Below are 23,029 nucleotides of genomic sequence, written 5' to 3' on the forward strand. Positions count from 1 at the left end.
GAAATATTTAACTTAAGCCTTCTTTGTGGATTTATGGAAACAGAAAAGTTCATTATTAATATGTGTTTTTTGCCAGGTTATCTTATAAATAAAATTATTTTTCGTCACGAATTTACACAAATAACACACAACCTGGTATATTTTTTGACTAAAAGTGTTTCTATGTATTTTTGAGAAGTTAAATATTCTACAGTAACTGGAAACTTAGGCTATACATGTTTATTATGAAAATTTTAAGGTCAGTCATTGCTTTTATAGTAATTGATCAAACAGCCCTTTAAAAGAATTTTTCTCTCAGTGCTGTTAATATTTAGTAATTCCAAATTGAATTTTGTTATCTCATCCCCTATGAGAAAGGCTTTGACATCTTTATTTCCTTCTTCGAGAGCCTTTTTTACACCAGTAATAAAGATAAAATCATCATTTCCGAAAGGAATATCTTCCTTGATTGTGAATGGGAGTATACCCCAGTTAATCAGATTTGATACATATCTTTTGGTGGCATATTCTTTTGCAATATTGGCCCATCCTCCCAAGACTTTCTGGTTTGATGCAGCCTGTTCCCGGGCACTTCCGTCTCCCGGTTTATTGGCATACATCAAAGAACCCACAGCTGTTTTCAACGGACTTATTTTATCCTGTCCCTCAATAGATCTTATTTTATCAAAAATACTATTCAGTTCAGGGCTTAACTCTCCGTTTTTACGGGCATATTCAAGTTCCCGGACCTCCTTACACTTCTGAACATAATTCGGGGCTTTTGTTATCAGGGTAAATTCTGCCAGCCTGTCTGGATCTGATCTGAAAGAAGAAGCTTCACCAGAGGGCATCAATTCATCTGTTGTGGTAACCGGATCCTCGATAAATGCAGTTACTTTTAACAATAAATTATCTTCTAACTTGGACATTTCAGGCCAGGGTTTTATGCACGGCCCCTCAAGCAATTCAACAGTTGGGTCCTCCAGATCTTGGGTTTTCCCGTAGTTATAGACCTTACCTTCATATGCCTGAGAATCAAAAACATATTCAGGTTTTGTGTATTCGACGTTTAAATCTGTGGCCGCCGTGATTATTCCGCCATTTACAGCCGTTGCTGCGATACTTCTTGCGTCCATCAGTGCAACCCCTGCAGACTGTCCCTGGCCTGGCTTAGCTCCTTCCCTGTTGGGGAAATTTCTCGTGTTATGTCTTATAGATAGCTGATTGTTTCCGGGAATGTCACCGACACCAAAGCATGGGCCACATATAGAAGACCTGATAACCGCACCTGATCTCAATAATTTTGAACTTGTAGTATTCTCCATCAGGTTTATGGCTGCATTTTTTGATGCAGGATAAATATTTAGTGTAAACTCCAGGTCTATAGATTTGCCATTTAAGATGTCTGCCGCATCGATAATGTTATCGTAAATCCCTCCTGAACACCCTCCGATAATTCCCTGTTCAGCTTTCAGCTTGCCCTTTAATATTTTTTTCTTGATATCAAAATTGACACCTATTTTTTTCAAGTCTTCGTTTGTTTTTTCACAAATTTCATCCAAGTTTTCATAAAGCTCTTTAATAGTATAGGCATTGGACGGATGAGCAGGGAGGGCTATCATAGACTGGATCTCATCCAGATTTATCTCTACTAATCCGTCATAATAGGTTATGCCGTTGGCTTTTAATTCCCTGTATTCATCTCCTCTCTTATGGAGCTTCAGATATTCCCTGACCTGTTCGTCTGTTTCCCAGATTGATGAAAGGCAGTTTGATTCGCTGGTCATAACGTCAATACCGTTTCTGAATTCAATATTAAGGTTTTTTATTCCCTCTCCGAAAAATTCCACAACCCCGTTCTTAGCATACTCCTTTGAATATACCTCCCTTATGAAGGCCAGTGCCACATCCATAGGTCCAATTCCAGGTTGGGGCTTACCGATTAATTTGATGCCGATAACTTTCGGGTATTTGATGTCATAAGTTTTATCAAGGAGCTGCTTTACTACCTCTCCTCCACCTTCGCCAATTGCGAGGCTTCCTATTGCTCCGTATCTCGTGTGAGAATCCGATCCCAGGATCATCTTTCCGCAGCCTGCGAAGTGCTCCCTCATATATTGGTGTAAAACACCCATGTGAGGGGGGAGGAAATATCCCCCCATATTTTTTTGCAGCACTTAACCCAAACTGGTGATCGTCTTCATTTATTGTCCCTCCTATTGCACAGAGAGAATTATGGCAGTTGCTGAGGACATAGGGTACCGGAAACTTTTTAAGTCCCGAGGCCTTTGCAGTCTGAATTATTGATACGGAATTATTGTCTGGAGAAGTAATGGCATCAAATTTTATTTTTAGATTTTCCATATCACCGGAAGAATTGTGCTTTTTAAGGATATCATAGGTGATTGTGTTTCTCTTTGCCTCTTCCATACTTATATTTATATCTGTCATTATCTGGCCATCTTTTATAAACTGGCCTTTCTCATATATTTTTATCATAATAATTTACCTAAAATGTAATCTGTATATTCCTTTGCAGAGGCATCTTTTACCTCGCTTGTGATTACAATTTTTCTTTCCTTTCTCCCGCAGATGTCTAATGCTTCTGATAATGATTTGGCTTTGTCGGGGAAGCCTATATGTGACAACATGAGGCCTACAGCTTTCAATAAACTTGTGGGGCTGGCATAGTCACCACGACCGTTCTCTACTAGGAAGGGGGCCGTACCGTGGGTTGCTTCAAATATAGCTTTTTTATTACCCAAATTAGCAGCACCGGCGGCACCTATCCCACCTAAATATTCCACTGCAATGTCCGTAACGATATCACCGTATAAATTTGGCAGTATGAGCACCTGAAAGTTTTTGTTAAACTCAGGTACTCTCAATTTTGCAGAGGTGACATCTACGTATCTCCCTTGTAACTCAATTCCGGGATACTCTTTCGCAACTTCCTGGCATATTTTAATCAAATTTCCATCGGTGGCCTTTATTACGTTTCCCTTGGTAATAACAGTGACCACTGTTTTCCCATTTTTTTTGGCAAATTCAAAAGCTGCTCTTGCCAGCCTTTCAGCGTTTGCCCTTGACAATATTTTGAAATCAACAGCGAGAATATCATCGACCTGAAGTCCCTTTGAACCCAATACATACTCCCCTTCAACATTTTCCCTGAAGAATGTCCAGTCTATTCCCTTATCTGGGGCTTCAATTCTTCTCACCTGACAGAAAAGATCAAGACCTCTTCTGAGGGCGCTGTTTGCACTGGGCAAGTTGGGATATTTATCTCCTAGACTGGGAGTGACAGTAGGACCTTTTAACAGCACATGGCACTTTTTGATCTCTTCAAAAACCTCTGTGGGAACACTCTGCATCTTTTCGACTCTGTTTTCAATAGTCAGGCCTTCAATCTGTCTGATTTCAATTTTGTTATTTTGTATTTCCTCTCTCAGAAGCTGATTGATGACTCTTAATGCCTGGCGGGATATTATGGGACCGATGCCGTCTCCGGGGATTATACCTATGACAATCTTGTCTAACTTCGAATAGTCGGTTATTTCTTTATCCTCTTCAATTTGCTTGATTCTTTTTAGTTGCTCCTCAATCATATCTCCAAAATGATCTTTGATCTCGTCTATTTTCATTTTTCACCGCCTTTTTATTTTATATAAACGTGTCCCTCCATTATCTTTCTTGTAGTTCTAACAACGGCGACATCTATAATATTTACTTTATCACCATCATATTGAATGTTCGGTGTGACTTTCATAACACCACTTGGATGAGCTATTGTGACCTCCCCGGTGTTCACCTTGGTTTTCATAAATTCCTTAGCCACAGTTCCATCTAACTCTGCTGCCACTGCTGTAGCAGTTGCTGCTGTTAAAACATAAGCCTTGTGTAGCTTGTTAAGGGATATAACTCTTGCACATATATCATGTGTTTCAGTCTTTATTAGTTCCCCTGTCAGTGTTTTGTATTCTTTAGGTGTGTTTAAAAATGCGATTTTAGGTATTGCCGGAGTTTCCACAGCTGCTTTTCTCCAGTCTGAGACCATACCTATCTTTTCAGCACATTTTCCTCTTATAGTTTCAAATTTTTCTAAAATATCTTTTTTGTTGATCTCGTCTAAAAGTTCTGTGGCATCAAAGCCAAGGTCTTCAGCTCTCAATAAAATTAAAGGGTTGGAAACATCTATAATTGTAAGGTCAATTTCCCCTATACCAGGGATATCTATAGTATCAGTTCTGTTTCCAGTTGGAAAAAGACTCTCTGTAACAGCTCCGGTTGGATCTTTGAATGCAAGTTTCACTTCTGCACTGGTTCCTAATACACCTGCTATTGAACAGTCACCGTAATTATCAAATTTACCATCTTTTATCGGGACGTCCACATCCAGATATTTATTGGTATTTTCATTGTATAGGTGAATTGTTGTTATATCTCCTTTTGGTTCTACTAGACCTTCATCAATGGCAAAGGGACCGACAACTGAAGACATATTCCCACAATTACTTTTATAGTCTACCTGAGGTCTGTCTATTATTACCTGGGCAACAGTATAATCAATATCAACACCGGGTCTTTCTGATTTTTTTATAATAGCTATCTTATTGTTTGAGGAGACGCATCCCCCCAGACCATCAATTTGTTTTGGGTCCGGGCTTCCCATTACTTTTAGGAATATTTCATCCCATTTTGACCTGTCTTCTGGTAAATCTCTCTCATGAAATACTGCTCCTTTGCTCGTTCCGCCTCTCATGAAGACCGTTGGTATTTTTTTCATTTTTTACTCCTCCTTTAAATTTATTTTGAAATTCAAAAATAATTTTCCAGATTATGAATATTTGAACTTTTACTCCTGATAATATATAAGCATGAATACAAGCTAAGTAAAAATACTGTTTTTCTATCGCTAAGAATAACTTTTTATTATAGTAGGGATATACAGTCATTAAAATTTTTGATTGGAATGTAAAATAAGAATGTATGGACAATAAAGAATCTGGAGCAATAAAGATAAAATCTAGGGAATAGTTCCATTCCTTTTTTTTATGATTAAGGATAAAAAAGTTGTATTTTTCAAAAGATGAAATATCACATATACTTGTAACACAGTAAGACAACAGATGATAACAAACTCTAAAAGCACATAAGGTTCGTTTTTGATACATTTTTTAAGAAGTTACAAAAGAAAATAGTGAATAAAAATATTTTTGCTGAAATAAATATGCATTAAATTTACAAAAAGTTATCCATTCCATTTGTTTATCTAAAATGATAGAAAAATTGTATTTTTCACAAGAGAAATTTTTCTATATACTTATACTAGAGTAGAATAAGTGTCAATTACGGATTTTAAGAGCACAAAGTGTTTTTTTTTAAAACAAAGTGGTAGAGGGTTCAACTGGAGTATAACTAAATTTGTAAAAGGAAGTGATATAGGTTATGAGAGAAATAGAAAATTCTATGGTGGAGACATTAATAAAACTCAGAGAAGAATTTGGTGCGAGTTGCCTGAAGATGTCTTTTGAAACAGAAAATCTTGGGATGTTTGAACTTTTAAAAGTGAAAGATATCGCCAACAGAGCCGGAGTTGACCTTCTTATGAAACTAGGTGGATGCGAAGCTCTTGCTGATATAGAGGTAGCTAAAAATATAGGGTCATCTATTGTACTAGGACCAATGATCGAATCAAGATTTGCACTGGAAAAATATCTTCAAATGTGTGAAAAAGTTTTCAAGGGATACGATGATGTCAAATTTCTTATTAATATAGAGACAATAGAGTCATGTAAAAATATTGAAGATATTTTGGCTGCGAGCAACGTAGATAAACTTGAAGGTATAGTAGTAGGTAGAACAGATCTTTGCAGGTCCCTTAATAATGGAGGAAAGGTAAATTCAGAAGAGGTACTTTCCATAGTGAAAGAACTTTTTGAAAAAACTAAAAAATATGGTGTTAGATGCATGTTAGGCGGAGGAATATCGCCAGAATCAATGGATTTCTTCGACGGTCTAGGAAACCTATTAGATGGATTTGAGACAAGAAAAGTAGTGTTTAAAGATGCAGAAAAACCAAAAAAAGACCTCAAAAAATGTTTGGACTTGGCGCTGGAAGCAGAACTTAATTGGTATGAGCTCAAGAAAAATTATTATAGTCAAAGATTCACTGAAGATGATAAGAAAATACAAGAGATGAAATTAGCTCTAAGGAAATAGAAAAATTTATCAAAAGAATTTATAAATTATTTAAATTCTAGAAAGGAGTTGAAAATGGGATTAACTATCGCCGAAAAAATAATAAAAAATCACCTGGTAGACGGAGATATGACAACAGGATCAGAAATAGGGATTATTTTTGATCATACACTGACACATGACGTAACAGGGACACTTGGTTATCTTGCTTTTGAAACAATGAATATACCAAAAGTAAAGGCGGAACTGTCTTTAAGCTATGTAGATCATAATCTGCTTCAGGCAGACTATAAAAACATGGATGATCATATGTTTTTAAAATCTACTGCGGAAAAATTTGGAGTGATACTTTCAAGGGCAGGAAATGGTATCTGTCATTCTATTCATTATCAAAGATTTGGGAAACCTGGAAAAACCTTAATAGGATCTGATTCTCATTCTACTACAGGAGGAGGGCTGGGAGTATTGTGTATAGGAGCGGGAGCTCTAGATGTTGCCATGTCAATGGCAGGAGAAGCATATTATCTTCAAATGCCAGAAATTGTAAAGGTTGAATTAAAAGGGAAACTTTCTCCTGGGGTTGCAGCAAAGGACATAATCCTTGAGCTTCTAAGAAGAATAGGGGTAAAAGGTGGACTTGGGAAAATCATGGAATATTCGGGAAAAGGGGTTAATTCACTTTCTGTACCAGAAAGAGCTACTATCACCAATATGGGAGCTGAAGTAGGAGCAACCACTTCTATTTTTCCAAGTGACGAAATTACAAAAGAATTCCTTGTTAAGCAAGGAAGAGAGAAAGATTTTGTAGAAATAAAGGCCGATGAAGATGCAGTTTATTCAGAAGTTATTACCATAGATTTAGATACTCTTATGCCTCTAGTAGCAATGCCAAGCATGCCGGATAATGTAGTTAAGGTATCTGAACTTGAGCAAGTTAAGGTCAACCAGGTTTTTATAGGAAGTTGTACAAATGGTTCTTATGCTGATATAGCCAAGGCAGCAAAAGTGCTAAAAGGGAAAAAAGTACATCCAGACGTGAGTCTTTCTGTAAGTGCAGGAACCAGGCAGACATTTCAGGAGCTTATGAGAGATGGGATAATTGCAGATCTTGTGACTTCTGGAGCGAGAATTATGGAGAATAGTTGTGGAGCCTGTACGGGTATTGGTCAGGCACCGAACACAGGAGGAGTTTCAGTAAGAACTTCTAACAGGAATTTTAAGGGAAGAAGTGGAACTATGGACGCAAAACTTTATCTTGTGAGTCCAGAGACAGCAGCGGCAACAGCAATTACAGGGTATGTGAGCCAAGTATTAGATGGTGAAAATGCACAAGTTCTAGAAAATATAGGAGAACCTGAAGTTTATCATATTGATGATACTATGTTTATATATCCTCCAGAGGACGGAAGTGGCGTTGAAATCTATAGGGGTCCTAACATTAAGCCGCTGCCTATCCCGGAAATATTAATAGGGAACTTAGAGGTCCCAGTAGTGGGGAAATTTGGAGACAATATAACAACAGATGATATCACTCCTGCAAGTGCTACTTTCTCTGCTCTCAGGTCCAACGTTCCTGAAATATCTAAGATAACATTTATGGGAAGAGACACCGACTTTGTGGAAAGAGCAAAGAAAATGGAAAGAAGCATTATAGTGGGTGGTGAAAACTACGGGCAGGGATCTTCGAGAGAACATGCAGCTGTAGCGCCGATGTATCTTGGTGTAAAAGCTGTAATAGCAAAGTCTATAGCCAGAATACATAAAGCTAATTTGATTAACTTTGGAGTGCTTCCTTTAGTCTTTAAAAACAAGGAAGATTATGACAAGATTGATAGAGAAGATATTTTATTTATAGAGAATATAGTGGACCAGATTAAGAGTAAGAAAGTTACTGTATTAAATAAAACAAAAGATATATCTTTTGAAGTTGAAATAGAAGTGACGGACAGAGAAGCTACAATTCTTGCTTCTGGAGGGAAATTAAATTTTGTAAAAAATAAAAATAAAAAAATATAAAAGGAGAGTGTCAAATGAAAATCAAATTAATCGAACCATTAGTTGTAAAAAGAGAGTATATCGAGAAACTTGCTAAAACACTAGAAAATATGGGGCATGAATTTGTATATTACGATACAAAAACAACAGATATCGAGGAGATGAAGGAAAGATCTAAAGATGCTGAAATCCTTATGATAGCTAATAATCCTCTTCCAAATGAAGTTATAGAGGCAGCAAAAGATCTAAAAATGATCTCAGTAGCATTTACAGGTTTTGACCATGTAGGAAGTCTGGCAAAAGAAAGAGGTATCACAGTTTGTAATGCAGCAGGATATGCTAACAACGCAGTTGCTGAGCTTGTAATTGGTTTGGCTCTTGACCTTATGAGAAACATATCTACATGTAATGATGTAATCAGAGACGGTGGAACAATAGCAGGACTTATCGGAAATGAAATAAAAGGAAAAACAGTAGGAATCGTTGGAACAGGAAGAATCGGAACTATGACAGCAGTTCTATTCAAGGCATTCGGATGTAAATTAATCGGTTATGATCCATATGAAAACCAGGCAGCAAAAGATCTTGGTTTAGAATATGTTGGGATAGATGATTTAATGTCAAAATCTGATATAGTGTCACTTCACCTTCCGGTAAATGATGCAACAAAAGGATTTATTTCAAGAGAAAAATTAGAGCTTATGAAGGAAACAGCACTTATGATCAACTGTGCGAGAGGAGGGGTAATGGACAATAATGCCCTGGCTGAACTTCTAAACGAAGGAAAAATTGCAGGAGCAGGACTTGATGTATTTGATATGGAACCTCCTATTCCTTCAGACTATCCAATATTATCGGCTAAAAACACTATTCTTACTCCGCATGTTGCTTTCGCATCAGATGAGTCTATGGAGACAAGAGCGGAGATCACATTTGACAATGTAGTCAAGTATGTGGAGGGAACTCCTGTAAACGTTGTAAAATTATAATTTCAACAAAATAGAAGGAGGTATAAAATGCAAGACTCAGCAGCATTAGAAGTGGGGAAAAAAGAAGGATTTAAAGTATTTGGAATGCCTGCACCACTATTCTTGTTTCCGTTGTCAGTAATATTATTTGCACATTTCACTGACTCTATACCAACAGGGATAGTCGGAGGATTTTGTTTCATGTATGTTTTTGGAATCATCTTCGGTGAAATCGGAGACAGACTTCCATTTTTCAAGGAATATATAGGTGGTGCTCCGGTATTGATATTCCTAATGGCAGCATACTTTGTTTATCAGGGATGGTTTACAGAAAGAGAGATCGAAACTGTAACCAATATTATGAAGAAGACTAAGTTTATCAATTTCTTTATAGTTGTTTTGATAACTGGTTCCATTCTTTCCGTGAATAGAAAACTCCTTATAAGATCTTTTGTAGGGTATGTTCCGGCAATATTAGCAGGTGTGGCTGGAGCATCTATTATGGGTATTTTGGGAGGATTCATCTTTGGAATCAGCCCTAAAGAGATAATGATGCTTTATGTATTACCTACAATGGGTGGAGGAAACGGATCAGGAGCTATCCCGATGTCTGAAATATATGAGGCAGCCACTGGAAATCCTAAAGATGCATACTACTCCTATGCAATTGCAATACTGACAATAGCCAATATCTGGGCTATCGTGGTAGCGGCACTTCTGAACAAGCTTGGGAAAAAGAAGCCTGCCTTAAGTGGTGAAGGTGAGCTTGTAAGAACCGGTAAAATAGAACTGGAAGAAGATGAAGAAGTGAAAGTCACTCACAGAGATATGTCAGGAGGACTAATAATAGGTCTGACAGCATACACTTTGGGATATGTTCTTTATAAAAAAGTCTATGGAGGCGTACACTATTATGCTTATATGGTAATAATCATAGCTGCTTTCAATGCTCTGAATCTTGTGCCGGCTGCTCTGAGACAGGGAGCAAAAAAATTACAAGGCTTTATATCCAAGCAGTTTTTATGGGTATTAATGGTCGGAGTAGGTGTAGCTTATACTGATCTTGGAGAAATAATGGCAGCTATCACACCAGGAAACGTTATAATAGCATTAATGATCGTAATAGGAGCTACTGTTGGGTCTGGATTTGTGGGACACTTAGTAGGGTTCCACGCTATCGAATCTTCTATAACTGCCGGACTTTGTATGGCAAATAGAGGAGGTTCTGGAGATATAGAGGTACTTGGAGCGTCTAAAAGAATGGAACTTATCTCTTATGCTCAAATCTCTTCTAGATTAGGAGGAGGAATAATTCTAATTATAGCAAGTATTTTATTCAAAATGCTCGCATAACAGCAAAATAGAATTATTTTTAATAAACAAAAGTGGTTAATATAAGGGGTTATTGGAAAAATCCAATAACCCACTTATTATATTTAAGAGCATTGGTTAATAAAATAAAAATAGTAAATATAACTCTATAAAATAGCTACACAAGGAGGGAAAAATGAATATATTGCTGATAAAAAGGTATAAATATGACTTGTGGAATTATTATATAGAAATATTTATAATTAAATTTATGAAGATAAATATAATAGCCATTTAAGGAGGAGATAACTTGGATAAATTGTTGATGAAAAAGTATGAAAATGCCATCTGGATAGGAAAGAGCCTTTTTGAAAGAGGAAGGGCGACAGGTTCCTCGGCCAATATGAGTTTTATCCATGAAGAAAAGATTTATATAACCGGAACCGGGACATGTTTTGGAAGACTGGCAGTAGAAGATTTTGCAGTAATTGATAGCAGAGGAAATCATGTAAGCGGAGCCAGACCCAGTAAGGAACTGCCGCTTCACCAAATACTGTACAAAAAAGATGAAGGCATAAAGGCAGTTTTACATACCCACAGCTTTTATTCTACAATTTGGTCATGTTTGGATCATGAAAATACAAACGATGTAATTCCAGAATATACCCCCTATTTAAAGATGAAGCTTGGTAAAGTAGGCCTTATTCCTTATGCCAAACCGGGAACAAGAGAATTGTTTGATTCTTTCAGAGAAAACATAGGAGAAAGCAATGGGTATCTTTTGAAAAATCACGGTGTAATACTTGGACATAAAGATCTAATGAGTTCTTTTTATACACTAGAAGAGTTAGAAGATAGTGCCCAGATAGCATGGGGACTGAGAAATGAAAATCAACCCAAAATATCTGAATTAAAGTAAAGAGTACCAATGAAAGGAGTTTATATGTTATTGGAGTTTTGTACAATTTTTGTTTTTCTTTATGTAGGGAACTTTATAAGTTCTTGTTTACCTGTTCCTATCCCGGGAACAGTAATTGGAATGTTATTACTATTTTTTAGCCTCCATCTTAAATTATTAAAGCTGGAATCAATTGAGAAAGCTGCCAGTATTCTCCTTATGAATATGGCTATTTTATTTATACCCCCAGGGGTAAGTCTTGTAAAATCTTTGAGACTTTTAGAGGGAAGCTGGATGAAAATAATATTGGTTATGATAGTTACGACTATAATAACTATAGCAGTTACAGGTATATTCATACAATGGTTTATAGGGAGATGTGAAAATGGAAAATCTATTAAATAATCCTTTATTCGGAGTAATTATAAGTCTGGGGGCTTTTGAAATAGGGAAATTTATATACAGCAAAACAAGGATGGCTATTTTTAACCCTCTGCTTATATCTGTAACTTTCATTATATTGGTCCTTTTAAAATTTGATATTCCTTTTGAATCTTACAGTCAGGGAGGTGATATAATAGTATTTTTCCTTGGTCCTGCCACAGTGGTATTGGCAGTTCCCCTCTACAAGCAATCTGAACTTTTTAAAAGTTATTTCGTTCCCATTATTTTAGGAATAATAGTGGGAGCTTTAGTCGCGATGATTTCTGTGGTGCTGATGGGAAAATTAATGGGTCTAAATATAACTTTACTTCGTTCATTTATGCCCAAATCTATAACAACTCCTATAGGTATAGAAGTGAGTAAAACATTGGGAGGAGAACCCTCTATCACTATAATGGGGATACTTATAACAGGGATAACAGGTTATATCGTAGCTCCTGCTGTATGTAAATTATTCAGGATAAAAAATTATATAGCAAGAGGAGTGAGTATAGGGGCTGCCAGCCATGCTATAGGAACAACCAAGGCAATTGAGATGGGGGAGATAACGGGAGCCATGAGCAGTCTGGCTATTGTTGTAACAGGTCTTGTAACTTTAATTTTAGCTCCTATATTAGCTGGGATAATTTTATAGAATAGTTCAGAATTATGATATAAATAGTAATTATAGTATAATTAAGTGAAGCATATACATTAGATGGCTAAAATAGAATTTAGGGGGAAATGATATGATGGATCGTGATTGGGAGCTTATTTCTGTTTTATATCAGGAAAAAAATATAACCAAAGCCTCGGCAAAACTATATATATCCCAGCCAGCAGTAACCAAACGTTTACAGATGATAGAGAGTAAGTTAGGTGTTCAGATAGTTGAAAGGGGGCGTAAAGGAGTTCATTTTACTCCTGAAGGAGAATATTTAGTAAAATGTGCCGAAGAGATGAGGGCTCGAATGAGAGAAATCATGTCCAATCTATCCTCTATGACCAAAGAAGTTAAAGGGGTCATAAAAATCGGTGCTTCTAATAATTTTGCTAGAAAAACTTTGCCTAAAATTTTATCTGAATATCAGGAGAGGTATCCAGATGTAAAATTTGAAATATCCACAGGATGGAGTTCAGAAATATTTAAACTGCTTTGTAACAAAGAAATTGAAGTGGCCTTTATAAGAGGAGAATATAAGTGGTCTCAGGGAGAAAAGTTGCTGTTTCAAGAAAAACTATTTGCTATAAATTCTGAAAAGATAAAAATAGAAGACCTGCCTAAATTTAAAAAGATAGAATATAATTGTGATATTAAACTGAAATCCATATTAGATAATTGGTGGAGAGAAAATTTTTCTGATCACTCATTGAAAGGACTTATGGTGGATAGATCTGATACCTGCAAAGAGATGGTAATGCAGGGATTAGGATTTGCTTTAGTCCCAAGCACTATTTTGAAAGAAAATGATAAATTATTTAAGCTTGAACTTTTGGACAAAAATGGAGAGTTTTTAAAAAGAAATACCAAGATGCTTTACTATGAAAATTTTAAAGAAACTAATTTGGGAAAAACTTTTTTAGAAATAGTAGATGCTATAGATTTTAAAAATTAAAAGAGAGTGTCTAAAAAATTATCTAAATAGCATTTAATTAATTAACTTCCAGTAGTAATGATTATTACTATAAGGAAGTTTTTTATTATGACAAAACGAGAGGAAAATCTGCAGAAAGAGAACAACTTGTAAATGCGATATTAGAGACTTGTGACATTAAAAAGAGCTGAAGATATTAAGGAGGCATTAAAAAATATTTTTGGAGCACGTCTAAAAATATGCTTGAAGCTGAAATGGATGAACCCTTAGGGTATGAAAAAGGTCATAAAACCCTTTTATAAGTTCAGAAAAATTGGGATATTTTATCGCCAAATACAAATTTTTACCAGATGTTAGAAAGGTTATTTGCACTACCAATGCCATTGAGAGCTTAAATAGCACGTACAAGCGCCTAAATTCCCAACGAAGCGTTTTTCCATCGGATCAAGCGCTTTTTAAGACTTTGTATCTGTCTACCAAGAAAGTAACTGAGAAGTGGAAAATGCCCTTAAGAAGTTGGGGAAAAGTTTATGGAGAATTATCCATCATGTACGATGGTAGGTTCCCAGAATAGAAAAAAAGCATGTCCTGCAGCCCATTTTTCATAAGCTTGCTTGACATGCTAACATTTAAAAGTTATATTCAAGGTAGAAGTAATATTGAATATATTGTTCAATTTAAAATTTCCACAGAAAGAAATTATCCTATTTACAGAGATTATTTCACAGTCTCAATAAAATGTGTAATTTTAGTTGGCTAAACTTAAAGAATCATACTAATAAGTTAGGGAATGTCTCAAATTATACGTATTCTTCTAAATGATGAGAAATTTTTTATACTTCTGCTTAAGCTTATCTATGTCTAACTGAATATACCTCCTTGTAGTAAGGAGGGTACTGTGTCTTATGATCCTTTAATGGTTAAATACATCTCCTACTTTTATTGATTTTTTATGAAAAAAATAAAGTGTAACCTGCACGGATCATCATTATCGACTCTTTCTTTATGAGGTTTCATTTTGACAATAAAAAAACAGAAACCACATAGAAAAAGCTTTAAAAATGCAAAAATTTAAATATAAAACCCTTGAAAAGAAAAGGATAGAGAATAGGTTGAAAAATAAAAATCTATGGTAAAATAGAGATCGCCGGTTCTACTCCGGAAGGTGGCACCACTGAAAATAACACTTAGAGCAGGATTTCGGTTCTGTTTTTTTTATACAATCAAAAAGGTGATCCAATTGGATCACCTATAAATGATTAAGAATATAATTTATTTATAATTTGGGAAACCTTCTTTATTATGATTTTTGACTTTTCAACAACTTTATTTCTTCCGTGATCATAGGAACTATTTTTGACACATCTCCTACAATTCCTAAATCTGAAATATTAAATATAGGAGCTCCCTTATCCTTATTTATAGCTATTATATACTCTGATTCTTCCATTCCAGCCACGTGTTGTATTGCTCCTGAAATTCCTAATGCAAAATAAATATCAGGCCTTACCGTTTTACCTGTTTGTCCAACCTGTCTGTCGTGATCTATCCAACCTGAATCTATAATTGCTCTCGATGCAGAGACAGTTCCCCCTATCTCTTCTGCAAGTCCCTCTAGTTTTTTGAAGTTATCGGCACTTCCGACTCCTCTTCCTCCAGAAATTAGGACATTGGCTTCTGTAATATCTATTTTCTCTTTTTCTTCTTTTATTATTTCAATTATTTTTACCTTCATTTTTGACTTATCAAATTCCACATCAAATTTTTCAACTTCACCTGTTCTAGCCTCATCTTTTGAGAATTTTTGCATTACTCCAGGTCTTACTGTTGACATCTGTGGTCTATGATCAGGGCAGATTATTGTAGCCATTAAATTTCCGCCAAAAGCAGGTCTTGTCATGAGAAGTTCTCTCTCTTCTGAAATCTCAAGTTTAGTACAGTCAGCAGTAAGTCCAGTAACAACTCTTGCAGAGACTCTAGGACCAAGGTCCCTTCCTATAGTTGTAGCTCCTACTAATACTATTTCAGATTTTTTATCTTTTATAACTGATGAAAAAGCCTGCGCGTAAGCTTCTGTATCATAAAACTTAAGCTCTTCTTCGTCTACTACGACAACTTTGTCAGCTCCATATGAAATTAGTTCTTTAGATAAATGTTCCACTTGATATCCAAGCAGAATCGCCGTAACTTCTTCGTTTATTTCAGAAGCAAGCTCTTTTGCTTTTCCTAGAAGTTCGAGTCCTACATTCTGAATCTCGCCTTCTCTTTGCTCTGCAAATACTAAGATTCCTCTATAATCATCTAAATTCATCTTATTTTTCTCCTTTTTTAATTTTTATTTAATTTAGATAACAAAGCTCTCTTTAAGTTTTTCTACGATCAACTTTGCTGCCTCTTTAGATTCTAATTCATAAACCTTCCCAGCTTGTTTGGCTCCTTTTGTAAATGACTTTCTTACCTTTGTAGGAGAACCTTTTAGTCCAAGTTTTTCAAGGTCTACAGTGATATTCGTAGTATCCCACACCTCTACATCTGTGTCATAGGCTTCAACGATACCTTTTACAGACATATATCTAGGCTTATTTGCCTCAGTCAATACTGTAACAAGGCAAGGCATTTTTAACTTGAAGAAGATAATATCCATCTTCTACAGCCCTTTTTATTGTTAAGGTCTTGTCTTCATCACACTCTATATCTTTTACATAGGATACCTGTGGCATTCCAAGATGTTCTGCAATTTGTGGACCAACCTGAGCAGTATCTCCGTCTATAGCCTGTCTTCCGGCTATGATCATATCATAGTCAAGTTCTTTTATTGCAGCGGCAAGGGCATTAGAAGTAGCTAAAGTATCTGCTCCTGCAAACTTTCTATCTGTAAGTAAGATTGCTCTGTCTGCACCCATTGCCAGAGTTTCTCTCAAGGCTTCTTGCGCTTGAGGTGGTCCCATTGTAATTGCAGTAACATGAGCTCCAAATTTATCTTTAAGTTTTAAAGCCTCTTCTAGTCCGGCTTTATCATCAGGATTAATAATACTAGGTACTCCATCTCTTATTAGTGTTCCAGTTACAGGGTCTAATCTGATCTCTGTAGTATCAGGCACCTGTTTTACACAAACTACTATTTTCATCATTATCTCCTTTTTTTAACATAATTCAAAAATTTTGTTATTTATTTTATTTAAGAAGTCCGGCTGAAATTACCATCTTTTGTACTTCAGATGTTCCCTCGTATATTTCAGTGATTTTTGCATCTCTCATCATTCTTTCTACAGGATATTCTCTGGTATATCCATATCCTCCGTGGAGTTGTACAGCTTTAGTTGTCACTTCCATAGCTGTTTCTGCAGCCAACAACTTGGCCATAGCTGCATCTTGTGAATATGGCTTTTTGCTTGATTTTTTACATGCTGCACTATACACTAGCATTCTTGCTGCTTCAGTTTTTGTATGCATATCTGCAAGTTGAAATTGTGTATTTTGGAATGCTGCTATACTTCTTCCAAATTGTTTTCTTTCTTTTACGTAATTGATACTTTCATCTAGAGCTCCCTGGGAAATTCCAAGCGCCTGAGATGCAATACCGATTCTTCCACCATCAAGGGTCATCATCGCTATTTTAAATCCTTTTCCTATAGCTCCCAATAAGTTTTCCTTTGGAACTCTGCAATCTTCCATAATTAATTCACAAGTTGCAGAACCTTTTATTCCCAGTTTTTTCTCTTTTTTACCTACGCTAAATCCTGGGGTATCTGCCTCTAAAATAAATGCTGTTATTCCTTTTAAACCTTTTGATTTATCTGTCATGGCAAATATTATATATACATGGGCATATCCTGCATTTGTTATAAATATTTTAGAACCATTTAATACCCACTCATTGGTTTTTTCATCAAAATGAGCTGTTGTCTGTTGACCTGCTGCATCAGTTCCTGCATTTGGTTCAGTAAGACCAAAGGCTCCTAACCATTCTCCTGTCGTCATCTTAGGTAAATATTTTTTCTTTTGAGCATCTGTTCCAAACTCTAAAATTGGAGCCATACCAAGGGAAGTATGAGCCGACACAATTACTCCAGTAGTTGCACAAGCTTTTGAAAGTTCCTCTACTGCCATTGCATACATAAGGTTATCACCACCGGCACCTCCATATTCTTTTGGTACAGGTATTCCCATAAGTCCTATCTCATTCATTTTTTTTACAGTTTCAATTGGAAATCTCTCTTCTTCATCTATCTCAGCAGCTATTGGCTTTACTTCGTTTTCAACAAATTCTCTGATCATTTGTCTAAAAAGCACATGCGTCTTAGGTAACTCGAAATTCATATTTTTCACTCCTCATAATCAAGTTGTTTTTTAATTGAAATATATTATTTTTTCATTATTCTGGCTGTTCCGTCTATTACTACTTTTCCATCTTGATTAGTACATGTTGTTTTCAATAATATTTGATTTTTCTCATCGATAAGCTCTATAATTTCAGCTTCAGCAGTAATTGTATCCCCCATATAAACAGGTGCTTTAAATTTTAATTCCTGCCCCATATAAATACTTCCTTCTCCAGGAAGCTTTGTCCCAAGGACTGCTGATATGAGACCTGCAGTTAGCATCCCGTGTGCAATTCTTTTTTTAAACATTGTATTTTTAGCGTATTCCTCATTTAGATGTGCAGGATTTGTATCTAAACTTATTCCAGAATAAAGAATTACATCTGTTTCAGTTATAGTTTTAGTTACACTGCTTTTCATTCCAAGATTTAGTTCTGAATATTTCATAATTGATCTCCTTTTAAATATTATTTAAAGTCTCATTCCACCATTGACACTTAACACATGCCCTGTTACATAACTTGAATCATCACTGGCAAGGAAAAGTGCCGCTTTAGCAATCTCCTCAGGTTGACCTAATCTTCCAAGCATAGTAAGTTTAGCAAAATCATCTAAAAGAGGCTGAGGAACAGTTTTTAATATATCCGTCATAACGTATCCCGGTGCTATTGCATTGGCTCTTACTGCGGCTCCCTTTCTAGCAAATTCCTTTGCCCATGTTTTAGCAAGTCCTATTACTCCAGCCTTTGTTGCAGAATAATTTGCCTGACCTATATTTCCATATTCTCCAACTACAGAGGAGATATTTATAATTGATCCATTTCCTTGTTTCATCATGTATGGTCCTACATGTTTTGTTAGATTAAAGACACCTTTAAGATTGACATCTATTACAATGTCCCACATATCATCTGTTATTTTATGTGTAAGGGCATCTCTCGTTATTCCGGCATTGTTTACCAATACGTCAATTTTTCCATATTTTTCAGAAGCATACTTAAATAATTCTTCACACTGAGTAGGATTAGCTACATTTAGCTTATACCCTTCCACGTTTTCCAATGAATAATCAAGATCAGACATATCAGCGGCTATTACTTTTGCTCCTTCACTTGCAAACAACTTAGCCATCTCAAAACCAATACCTTTTGCCCCACCAGTAACTATACAGACTTTGTCTTCTAATCTCATCGTATCTCTCCTTTTTTATATTGATATTTTATTTTTAAAAACTCATAGTTTTTAAATCGATAATTAAATATGAAACATTTATTTCCCTTAAATATGTTTATCACTGCAACAAGTGAATTCATTCACAGTGTATTATAAAATTTTTATTTTGTATAGTCTTATAACCTTTAAAGACTAGATGTTATTTTGTTTGCTAAAGCTTATATTGGGAATTTTATTCACTTAATTTATTTATAAAATTAAAATAATTTATATGATTCTAAAGATTTATAACAAGGACTGAAGATATAAAATCTAAGTCCTTGTTATAAGAAGATTTTTTTAATTTTTAAGGCGAATATCACCAAATATACTATACTCTTTTTATTATTAGAGCAGTTCCCATTCCTCCCCCTATACACAGAGAGGCTAGTCCTACATTTACATTTCTTTTTATCATCTCATGAATAAGAGTAGTTGTAATTCTATTCCCAGATGCTCCTACTGGATGCCCTAGTGCTATGGCTCCACCGTTAACATTTGTTTTTTCCGAGAACCATTCAAGTGAAACACCGTGCTGTTCTGACAGTTCAGTCATTACTCCTAAAGACTGGGCTGCAAATGCTTCATTTAGTTCTAAAAGTTCGATATCTTCAAGCTTCATTTCTAATTTACTAAGTGCATTGTTTATAGCAGGAACAGGTCCCATTCCCATTATAGCTGGGTCTACTCCTCCTTGACCAGTAGATATAATCTCAGCAATTGGTTTCAGATTATATTTTTCCACCGCTTCTTCTGAAGCAAGAAGTAACATACTTGCACCATCATTTAGACCTGATGCATTACCTGCAGTTACACTACCGTCTTTTTTAAAGGCCGGTCTTAATTTCGCAAGAATTTCTGGAGTTGTTTTTCTATTTGGATGTTCATCCTGATCTACAATAACTGTTCCCTTTCTTGTTTTAACTTCTACAGGAACAATCTCGTCTTTAAATTTTCCAGCATCTACTGCTGCAATTGCTCTCTTTTGAGATTCCATTGCAAATTTATCTTGAGCTTCTCTTGTAAGGTTATATTTCTCAACAATATTTTCAGCTGTTATTCCCATATGATAGTCATTAAAAGAATCTGTAAGGGCGTCTTTTATCATGTGATCGATCATTTTTATATCCGCCATTTTGTGACCGCCTCTTACTGCTGCAGGAAGTACAAAACCTGCCTTAGACATAGACTCAGTTCCACCTGCGATTATAAGATTGGCTTCCCCTGATTTTATATTGCTATAAGCTGAGATTACAGATTTCATTCCGCTTCCACAGATAATGTTTAGTGAATAAGCCGGAACTTCATAAGGAACTCCTCCTGCTACTGCAGCCTGTCTTCCTATCCCTTGTCCATGACCTGCAGGCAGGACATTTCCAATTACAATTTCGTCAAGATTCTTAGGATCAATACCAGTTTCTTCAACAATATTTCTAATTACTGCCCCTCCAAGTTCAGCTGGCGAGACGCTACTTAATCCACCTAAAAAGGTTCCCACAGGTGTTCTTTTTGCACTTATTACATATACTTTTCCCATATTTATAATCCCCTTTTATATAATTTTTATTTAGAAAGAAAATTTAATATCATACTTAAAACTTAGTTATTAAAAATTCATTGTTTTTAAATCACTATTTACTATAAGTTTTGCCTCTGTTAGGTCTTGAATTTCTTTCACTGTAGTACCTGGAGCAATTTCCTTTAGAAGCAGTCCTTCAGAAGTTACTTCCATTACTCCTAATTCTGTAATGATCATATTTACCTGTTTTACAGCTGTAAAAGGTAGGGTGCATTTCGTTAAAATTTTTGCTTTTCCTCTGGCTGTATGAGTCATTGCGATGATTACTTTTTTTGCCCCAACGACTAGATCCATTGCTCCCCCCATTCCAGGTACTTTTTTACCAGGAATGATCCAGTTTGCAAGGTTTCCCTCTTCGTCTACTTGAAGTGATCCCAAAACTGTCACATCTACATGTCCTCCACGAATAATACCAAAGGAGGTGGCACTGTCAAATGTTGCTCCGTGTTCAAATATTGTTACCGGCTCTCCTCCGGCATTGGTGAGGTCTAAATCGATATTAGATTCATCAGGCTCTGGTCCTAGACCTATAAGTCCATTTTCAGACTGAAATATAACTTCAACACCATCTTCTATATAGTTCCCCACAAGTGTAGGTAGCCCTATACCCAAGTTTACTACATCTCCCGAAGAAAGTTCCTGTGCAACTCTTTTAGCAATTCTTCCTTTTACATCTAGACTCATTATTATTCTCCTTCCTTCACAATATAATCAACAAAGAGGTGTGGTGTCATAACATTATCAACATGAATTGTTCCAGGTTCCACAATTTCTTTAGCTCCTACCATAACTAACTCTGCAGCAGTAGCCATAACCTTGTTAAAATTTTGAGTCGTATATCTATATACAATATTTCCTTTTTTGTCTACAATAGATCCCCCTATAAGAGCCACATCTGCTTTCAGTGCCTCTTCAAGAAGATATTTTTCTCCCTGAATTTCCAGAATCTTTTTCCCTTCTTCTACAATAGTACCTAAACCAGTGGGAGTGAGAACTCCTCCGAGACCTGCTCCGCCAGATCTGATCTGTTCCACAAGTGTTCCCTGAGGGACTAATACCACTTCCATTTTTCCTTCGTTCATAAGTTCTCCGGCCATTGGATTAAGTCCAATATGAGATGCAATAAGTTTTTTTACCTGCCCGTTAGAGATTAGTTTTCCAACTCCCTTATCTGGATAACCAGCATCATTACAGATAATAGTCAAATCTTTTACGCCACATTCAACTATAGCATCAATCAGATTTTCCGGTGTTCCTTGTACCATAAATCCACCAACCATTATACTCATACCGTCTTTTATATGACTTATGGCCTCTTTAGCTAAAACTACTTTTGACATTTTTTCTCCTTTCTGTTTCTCTTTATAGTTTTTTGATTAAATATTGTCTCTTGTGCAAGTGCTTGCTTGCACAAGAGGTAAAAAAAATAAATCCAAAAATTCAATATGAACATTTTTTCACTTTGCAAGTATATACTTGCAAGAAGGCTAAAAAAATATCTCTTAGAAAAAACTTTGATTTGATAATAAAGTATATTACAACATTTTATTTTCTGTCAAGTATATAAAATGTTTTTTTTCATTTTTTTAAATCAAATAATTTGTTTACTTTTGATTGTCTCGAAAAATAATTTTATTAAAATTGTGAAAAATATACTTTGAATAAAATCATTCAGTATGATACTTAAAATTTAAAGTAATTCCCAATAAGTTTTGAAATAATAAAAGACTAAAATATTAAAGTGATTCATATATAAGAGATTAGTATATATAAATTATTTGTAAAAAATTAAGCAACGTACATTTTAATAATTTTTTTAACCTCTTCCTCAAGAATATCTTTTATATTTAGATTTTCTAGTATTTCTTTGTTGAATATTCTAAAGGTAAATATTCCCATTACAATTGAAATAATTGAAACTGCAACTATCTCAGGATTACCAGTAAATTTTCCTTTTTCTTTTTTTTCTGTGAGATAATCTCTAAAATAATTTTTATATTTAAGTGAATTGGTAAATTTACTGGATTCTTCATCTATCTGCTTTATCTGAAGTTTGTAAAAAAGCTGGTTATTAAGTAAAAAATTATAAAAATCTTCTGCAAAAATTAGTAAATCATTTTCGATAGTCCCAGTAAGATCATTTTTAAGTTTATTTATTATATTTCCTTCAACTGAAAAGTTTGTTATAACCTCTTGAAAGAGTTTACTCTTACTTTCAAATTTTCTGAAAATCGTGACTTCATTCACTCCGGATTCCGAAGCTATTCTTTTGGTAGTGACCCCTGAATAACCGTATTTTGAAAAAAGTTCCAAAGAAGTTTTTAAAATTTTATCTTCTATTGTCAACTGACTTACCACCCTTCTATCATTTTAAAAATTTAATTTAAACTATTATACTCTAAAAATAGCTCTGTGACAAAGGATATTATATTTTTAAATATTGATAGTGATTTTTTTAATTTATTTTTTGTAAATATAAAAAAAATATGGTATAACTTATCAAGTAAAATAATTCACCTGTTTATGGATTTGATTGTACGGCCGAG

Annotated in this window: 18 protein-coding genes and 3 pseudogenes; 9 read left to right on the plus strand and 12 right to left on the minus strand. The window is 35.2% G+C overall.

The window, feature by feature from the left end:
• Positions 1 to 239 precede the first annotated feature (239 nt).
• The 3 genes and pseudogenes from ILYOP_RS10685 to ILYOP_RS10695 form a co-directional block, all read right to left on the minus strand.
• Positions 240 to 2,478, minus strand: a pseudogene (locus ILYOP_RS10685) (hydratase).
• On the minus strand, positions 2,475 to 3,623 hold the full coding sequence (locus ILYOP_RS10690; protein ID WP_013388524.1) for an isocitrate/isopropylmalate family dehydrogenase: 1,149 nt from the start codon (positions 3,621 to 3,623) through the stop codon (positions 2,475 to 2,477). Before ILYOP_RS10690 ends, ILYOP_RS10685 begins: the two are co-directional and overlap by 4 nt.
• 14 nt (positions 3,624 to 3,637) lie before the next feature.
• Positions 3,638 to 4,765 (minus strand): 2-methylaconitate cis-trans isomerase PrpF family protein, encoded by a 1,128-nt coding sequence (locus ILYOP_RS10695; RefSeq protein ID WP_013388525.1) that lies wholly within the window; start codon positions 4,763 to 4,765, stop codon positions 3,638 to 3,640.
• Between the two features lie 662 nt (positions 4,766 to 5,427).
• Here ILYOP_RS10695 and ILYOP_RS10700 point away from each other — a divergent pair.
• The 9 genes and pseudogenes from ILYOP_RS10700 to ILYOP_RS15535 all read left to right on the plus strand — a co-directional run.
• A complete protein-coding gene (locus ILYOP_RS10700) occupies positions 5,428 to 6,201 on the plus strand; it encodes an aldolase/citrate lyase family protein (RefSeq protein WP_013388526.1) in 774 nt (257 codons plus the stop codon).
• A gap of 54 nt (positions 6,202 to 6,255) precedes the next feature.
• Positions 6,256 to 8,196: an aconitate hydratase gene (locus ILYOP_RS10705; RefSeq protein WP_013388527.1), complete on the plus strand. Its 1,941-nt coding sequence runs from the start codon at positions 6,256 to 6,258 to the stop codon at positions 8,194 to 8,196.
• 14 nt (positions 8,197 to 8,210) lie between these two features.
• Positions 8,211 to 9,164 (plus strand): 2-hydroxyacid dehydrogenase, encoded by a 954-nt coding sequence (locus tag ILYOP_RS10710; protein ID WP_013388528.1) that lies wholly within the window; start codon positions 8,211 to 8,213, stop codon positions 9,162 to 9,164.
• Positions 9,165 to 9,191: 27 nt separating this feature from the next.
• The gene (gene citS / locus ILYOP_RS10715) at positions 9,192 to 10,496 is read left to right on the plus strand and encodes a citrate/sodium symporter CitS (protein ID WP_013388529.1); all 1,305 of its coding nucleotides are present in this window, start codon (positions 9,192 to 9,194) and stop codon (positions 10,494 to 10,496) included.
• 268 nt (positions 10,497 to 10,764) lie between these two features.
• Positions 10,765 to 11,373, plus strand: a complete 609-nt coding sequence (locus ILYOP_RS10720; protein WP_013388531.1) for a class II aldolase/adducin family protein — start codon at positions 10,765 to 10,767, stop codon at positions 11,371 to 11,373.
• 24 nt (positions 11,374 to 11,397) lie between these two features.
• Positions 11,398 to 11,757, plus strand: coding sequence for a CidA/LrgA family protein (locus tag ILYOP_RS10725; RefSeq protein ID WP_013388532.1), 360 nt, complete (start codon positions 11,398 to 11,400; stop codon positions 11,755 to 11,757).
• Positions 11,738 to 12,430, plus strand: a complete 693-nt coding sequence (locus ILYOP_RS10730) for an LrgB family protein (protein ID WP_013388533.1) — start codon at positions 11,738 to 11,740, stop codon at positions 12,428 to 12,430. The genes ILYOP_RS10725 and ILYOP_RS10730 overlap by 20 nt, the downstream gene beginning before the upstream one ends.
• Before the next feature lie 94 nt (positions 12,431 to 12,524).
• On the plus strand, positions 12,525 to 13,391 hold the full coding sequence (locus ILYOP_RS10735; RefSeq protein WP_013388534.1) for a LysR family transcriptional regulator: 867 nt from the start codon (positions 12,525 to 12,527) through the stop codon (positions 13,389 to 13,391).
• A gap of 287 nt (positions 13,392 to 13,678) precedes the next feature.
• Positions 13,679 to 13,944: pseudogene (locus ILYOP_RS15535) on the plus strand (transposase); the annotation flags it as partial.
• A 726-nt stretch (positions 13,945 to 14,670) separates the two neighbouring features.
• Here ILYOP_RS15535 and ILYOP_RS10740 read toward each other — a convergent pair.
• The 9 genes and pseudogenes from ILYOP_RS10740 to ILYOP_RS10780 all read right to left on the minus strand — a co-directional run bounded on the left by ILYOP_RS10740 (position 14,671) and on the right by ILYOP_RS10780 (position 22,829).
• Positions 14,671 to 15,681: an electron transfer flavoprotein subunit alpha/FixB family protein gene (locus ILYOP_RS10740; RefSeq protein WP_013388535.1), complete on the minus strand. Its 1,011-nt coding sequence runs from the start codon at positions 15,679 to 15,681 to the stop codon at positions 14,671 to 14,673.
• A 33-nt stretch (positions 15,682 to 15,714) separates the two neighbouring features.
• Positions 15,715 to 16,498, minus strand: a pseudogene (locus ILYOP_RS10745) (electron transfer flavoprotein subunit beta).
• Positions 16,499 to 16,544: 46 nt separating this feature from the next.
• A complete protein-coding gene (locus tag ILYOP_RS10750) occupies positions 16,545 to 17,690 on the minus strand; it encodes an acyl-CoA dehydrogenase (RefSeq protein WP_013388536.1) in 1,146 nt (381 codons plus the stop codon).
• 44 nt (positions 17,691 to 17,734) lie between these two features.
• A complete protein-coding gene (locus ILYOP_RS10755; RefSeq protein WP_013388537.1) occupies positions 17,735 to 18,139 on the minus strand; it encodes a MaoC family dehydratase in 405 nt (134 codons plus the stop codon).
• Between the two features lie 24 nt (positions 18,140 to 18,163).
• Positions 18,164 to 18,883 carry a beta-ketoacyl-ACP reductase gene (locus tag ILYOP_RS10760; protein ID WP_013388538.1) on the minus strand — a complete coding sequence of 240 codons (720 nt, stop codon included), beginning with the start codon at positions 18,881 to 18,883 and terminating at the stop codon, positions 18,164 to 18,166.
• 352 nt (positions 18,884 to 19,235) lie between these two features.
• A complete protein-coding gene (locus tag ILYOP_RS10765; RefSeq protein ID WP_013388539.1) occupies positions 19,236 to 20,441 on the minus strand; it encodes an acetyl-CoA C-acetyltransferase in 1,206 nt (401 codons plus the stop codon).
• A 69-nt stretch (positions 20,442 to 20,510) separates the two neighbouring features.
• Positions 20,511 to 21,167 carry a 3-oxoacid CoA-transferase subunit B gene (locus ILYOP_RS10770; protein WP_013388540.1) on the minus strand — a complete coding sequence of 219 codons (657 nt, stop codon included), beginning with the start codon at positions 21,165 to 21,167 and terminating at the stop codon, positions 20,511 to 20,513.
• A gap of 2 nt (positions 21,168 to 21,169) precedes the next feature.
• Entirely contained in the window at positions 21,170 to 21,823 is a 654-nt protein-coding gene (locus ILYOP_RS10775) for a CoA transferase subunit A (RefSeq protein ID WP_013388541.1), read from the minus strand.
• 448 nt (positions 21,824 to 22,271) lie between these two features.
• Entirely contained in the window at positions 22,272 to 22,829 is a 558-nt protein-coding gene (locus ILYOP_RS10780; protein WP_013388542.1) for a TetR/AcrR family transcriptional regulator, read from the minus strand.
• Between the last annotated feature and the right edge of the window lie 200 nt (positions 22,830 to 23,029).

The sequence above is a fragment of the Ilyobacter polytropus DSM 2926 genome, from assembly GCF_000165505.1.
In the GTDB taxonomy this organism is placed as follows: Bacteria; Fusobacteriota; Fusobacteriia; order Fusobacteriales; family Fusobacteriaceae; genus Ilyobacter; species Ilyobacter polytropus.

Coding starts and splice junctions, on each gene's coding strand:
- ILYOP_RS10690 (WP_013388524.1), bottom strand. CDS start 3,623: ATGAAAATAGACGAGATCAAAGATCATTTTGGAGATATGATTGAGGAG.
- ILYOP_RS10695 (WP_013388525.1), bottom strand. CDS start 4,765: ATGAAAAAAATACCAACGGTCTTCATGAGAGGCGGAACGAGCAAAGGA.
- ILYOP_RS10700 (WP_013388526.1), top strand. CDS start 5,428: ATGAGAGAAATAGAAAATTCTATGGTGGAGACATTAATAAAACTCAGA.
- ILYOP_RS10705 (WP_013388527.1), top strand. CDS start 6,256: ATGGGATTAACTATCGCCGAAAAAATAATAAAAAATCACCTGGTAGAC.
- ILYOP_RS10710 (WP_013388528.1), top strand. CDS start 8,211: ATGAAAATCAAATTAATCGAACCATTAGTTGTAAAAAGAGAGTATATC.
- citS (WP_013388529.1), top strand. CDS start 9,192: ATGCAAGACTCAGCAGCATTAGAAGTGGGGAAAAAAGAAGGATTTAAA.
- ILYOP_RS10725 (WP_013388532.1), top strand. CDS start 11,398: ATGTTATTGGAGTTTTGTACAATTTTTGTTTTTCTTTATGTAGGGAAC.
- ILYOP_RS10730 (WP_013388533.1), top strand. CDS start 11,738: ATGGAAAATCTATTAAATAATCCTTTATTCGGAGTAATTATAAGTCTG.
- ILYOP_RS10735 (WP_013388534.1), top strand. CDS start 12,525: ATGATGGATCGTGATTGGGAGCTTATTTCTGTTTTATATCAGGAAAAA.
- ILYOP_RS10740 (WP_013388535.1), bottom strand. CDS start 15,681: ATGAATTTAGATGATTATAGAGGAATCTTAGTATTTGCAGAGCAAAGA.
- ILYOP_RS10750 (WP_013388536.1), bottom strand. CDS start 17,690: ATGAATTTCGAGTTACCTAAGACGCATGTGCTTTTTAGACAAATGATC.
- ILYOP_RS10755 (WP_013388537.1), bottom strand. CDS start 18,139: ATGAAATATTCAGAACTAAATCTTGGAATGAAAAGCAGTGTAACTAAA.
- ILYOP_RS10760 (WP_013388538.1), bottom strand. CDS start 18,883: ATGAGATTAGAAGACAAAGTCTGTATAGTTACTGGTGGGGCAAAAGGT.
- ILYOP_RS10765 (WP_013388539.1), bottom strand. CDS start 20,441: ATGGGAAAAGTATATGTAATAAGTGCAAAAAGAACACCTGTGGGAACC.
- ILYOP_RS10770 (WP_013388540.1), bottom strand. CDS start 21,167: ATGAGTCTAGATGTAAAAGGAAGAATTGCTAAAAGAGTTGCACAGGAA.
- ILYOP_RS10775 (WP_013388541.1), bottom strand. CDS start 21,823: ATGTCAAAAGTAGTTTTAGCTAAAGAGGCCATAAGTCATATAAAAGAC.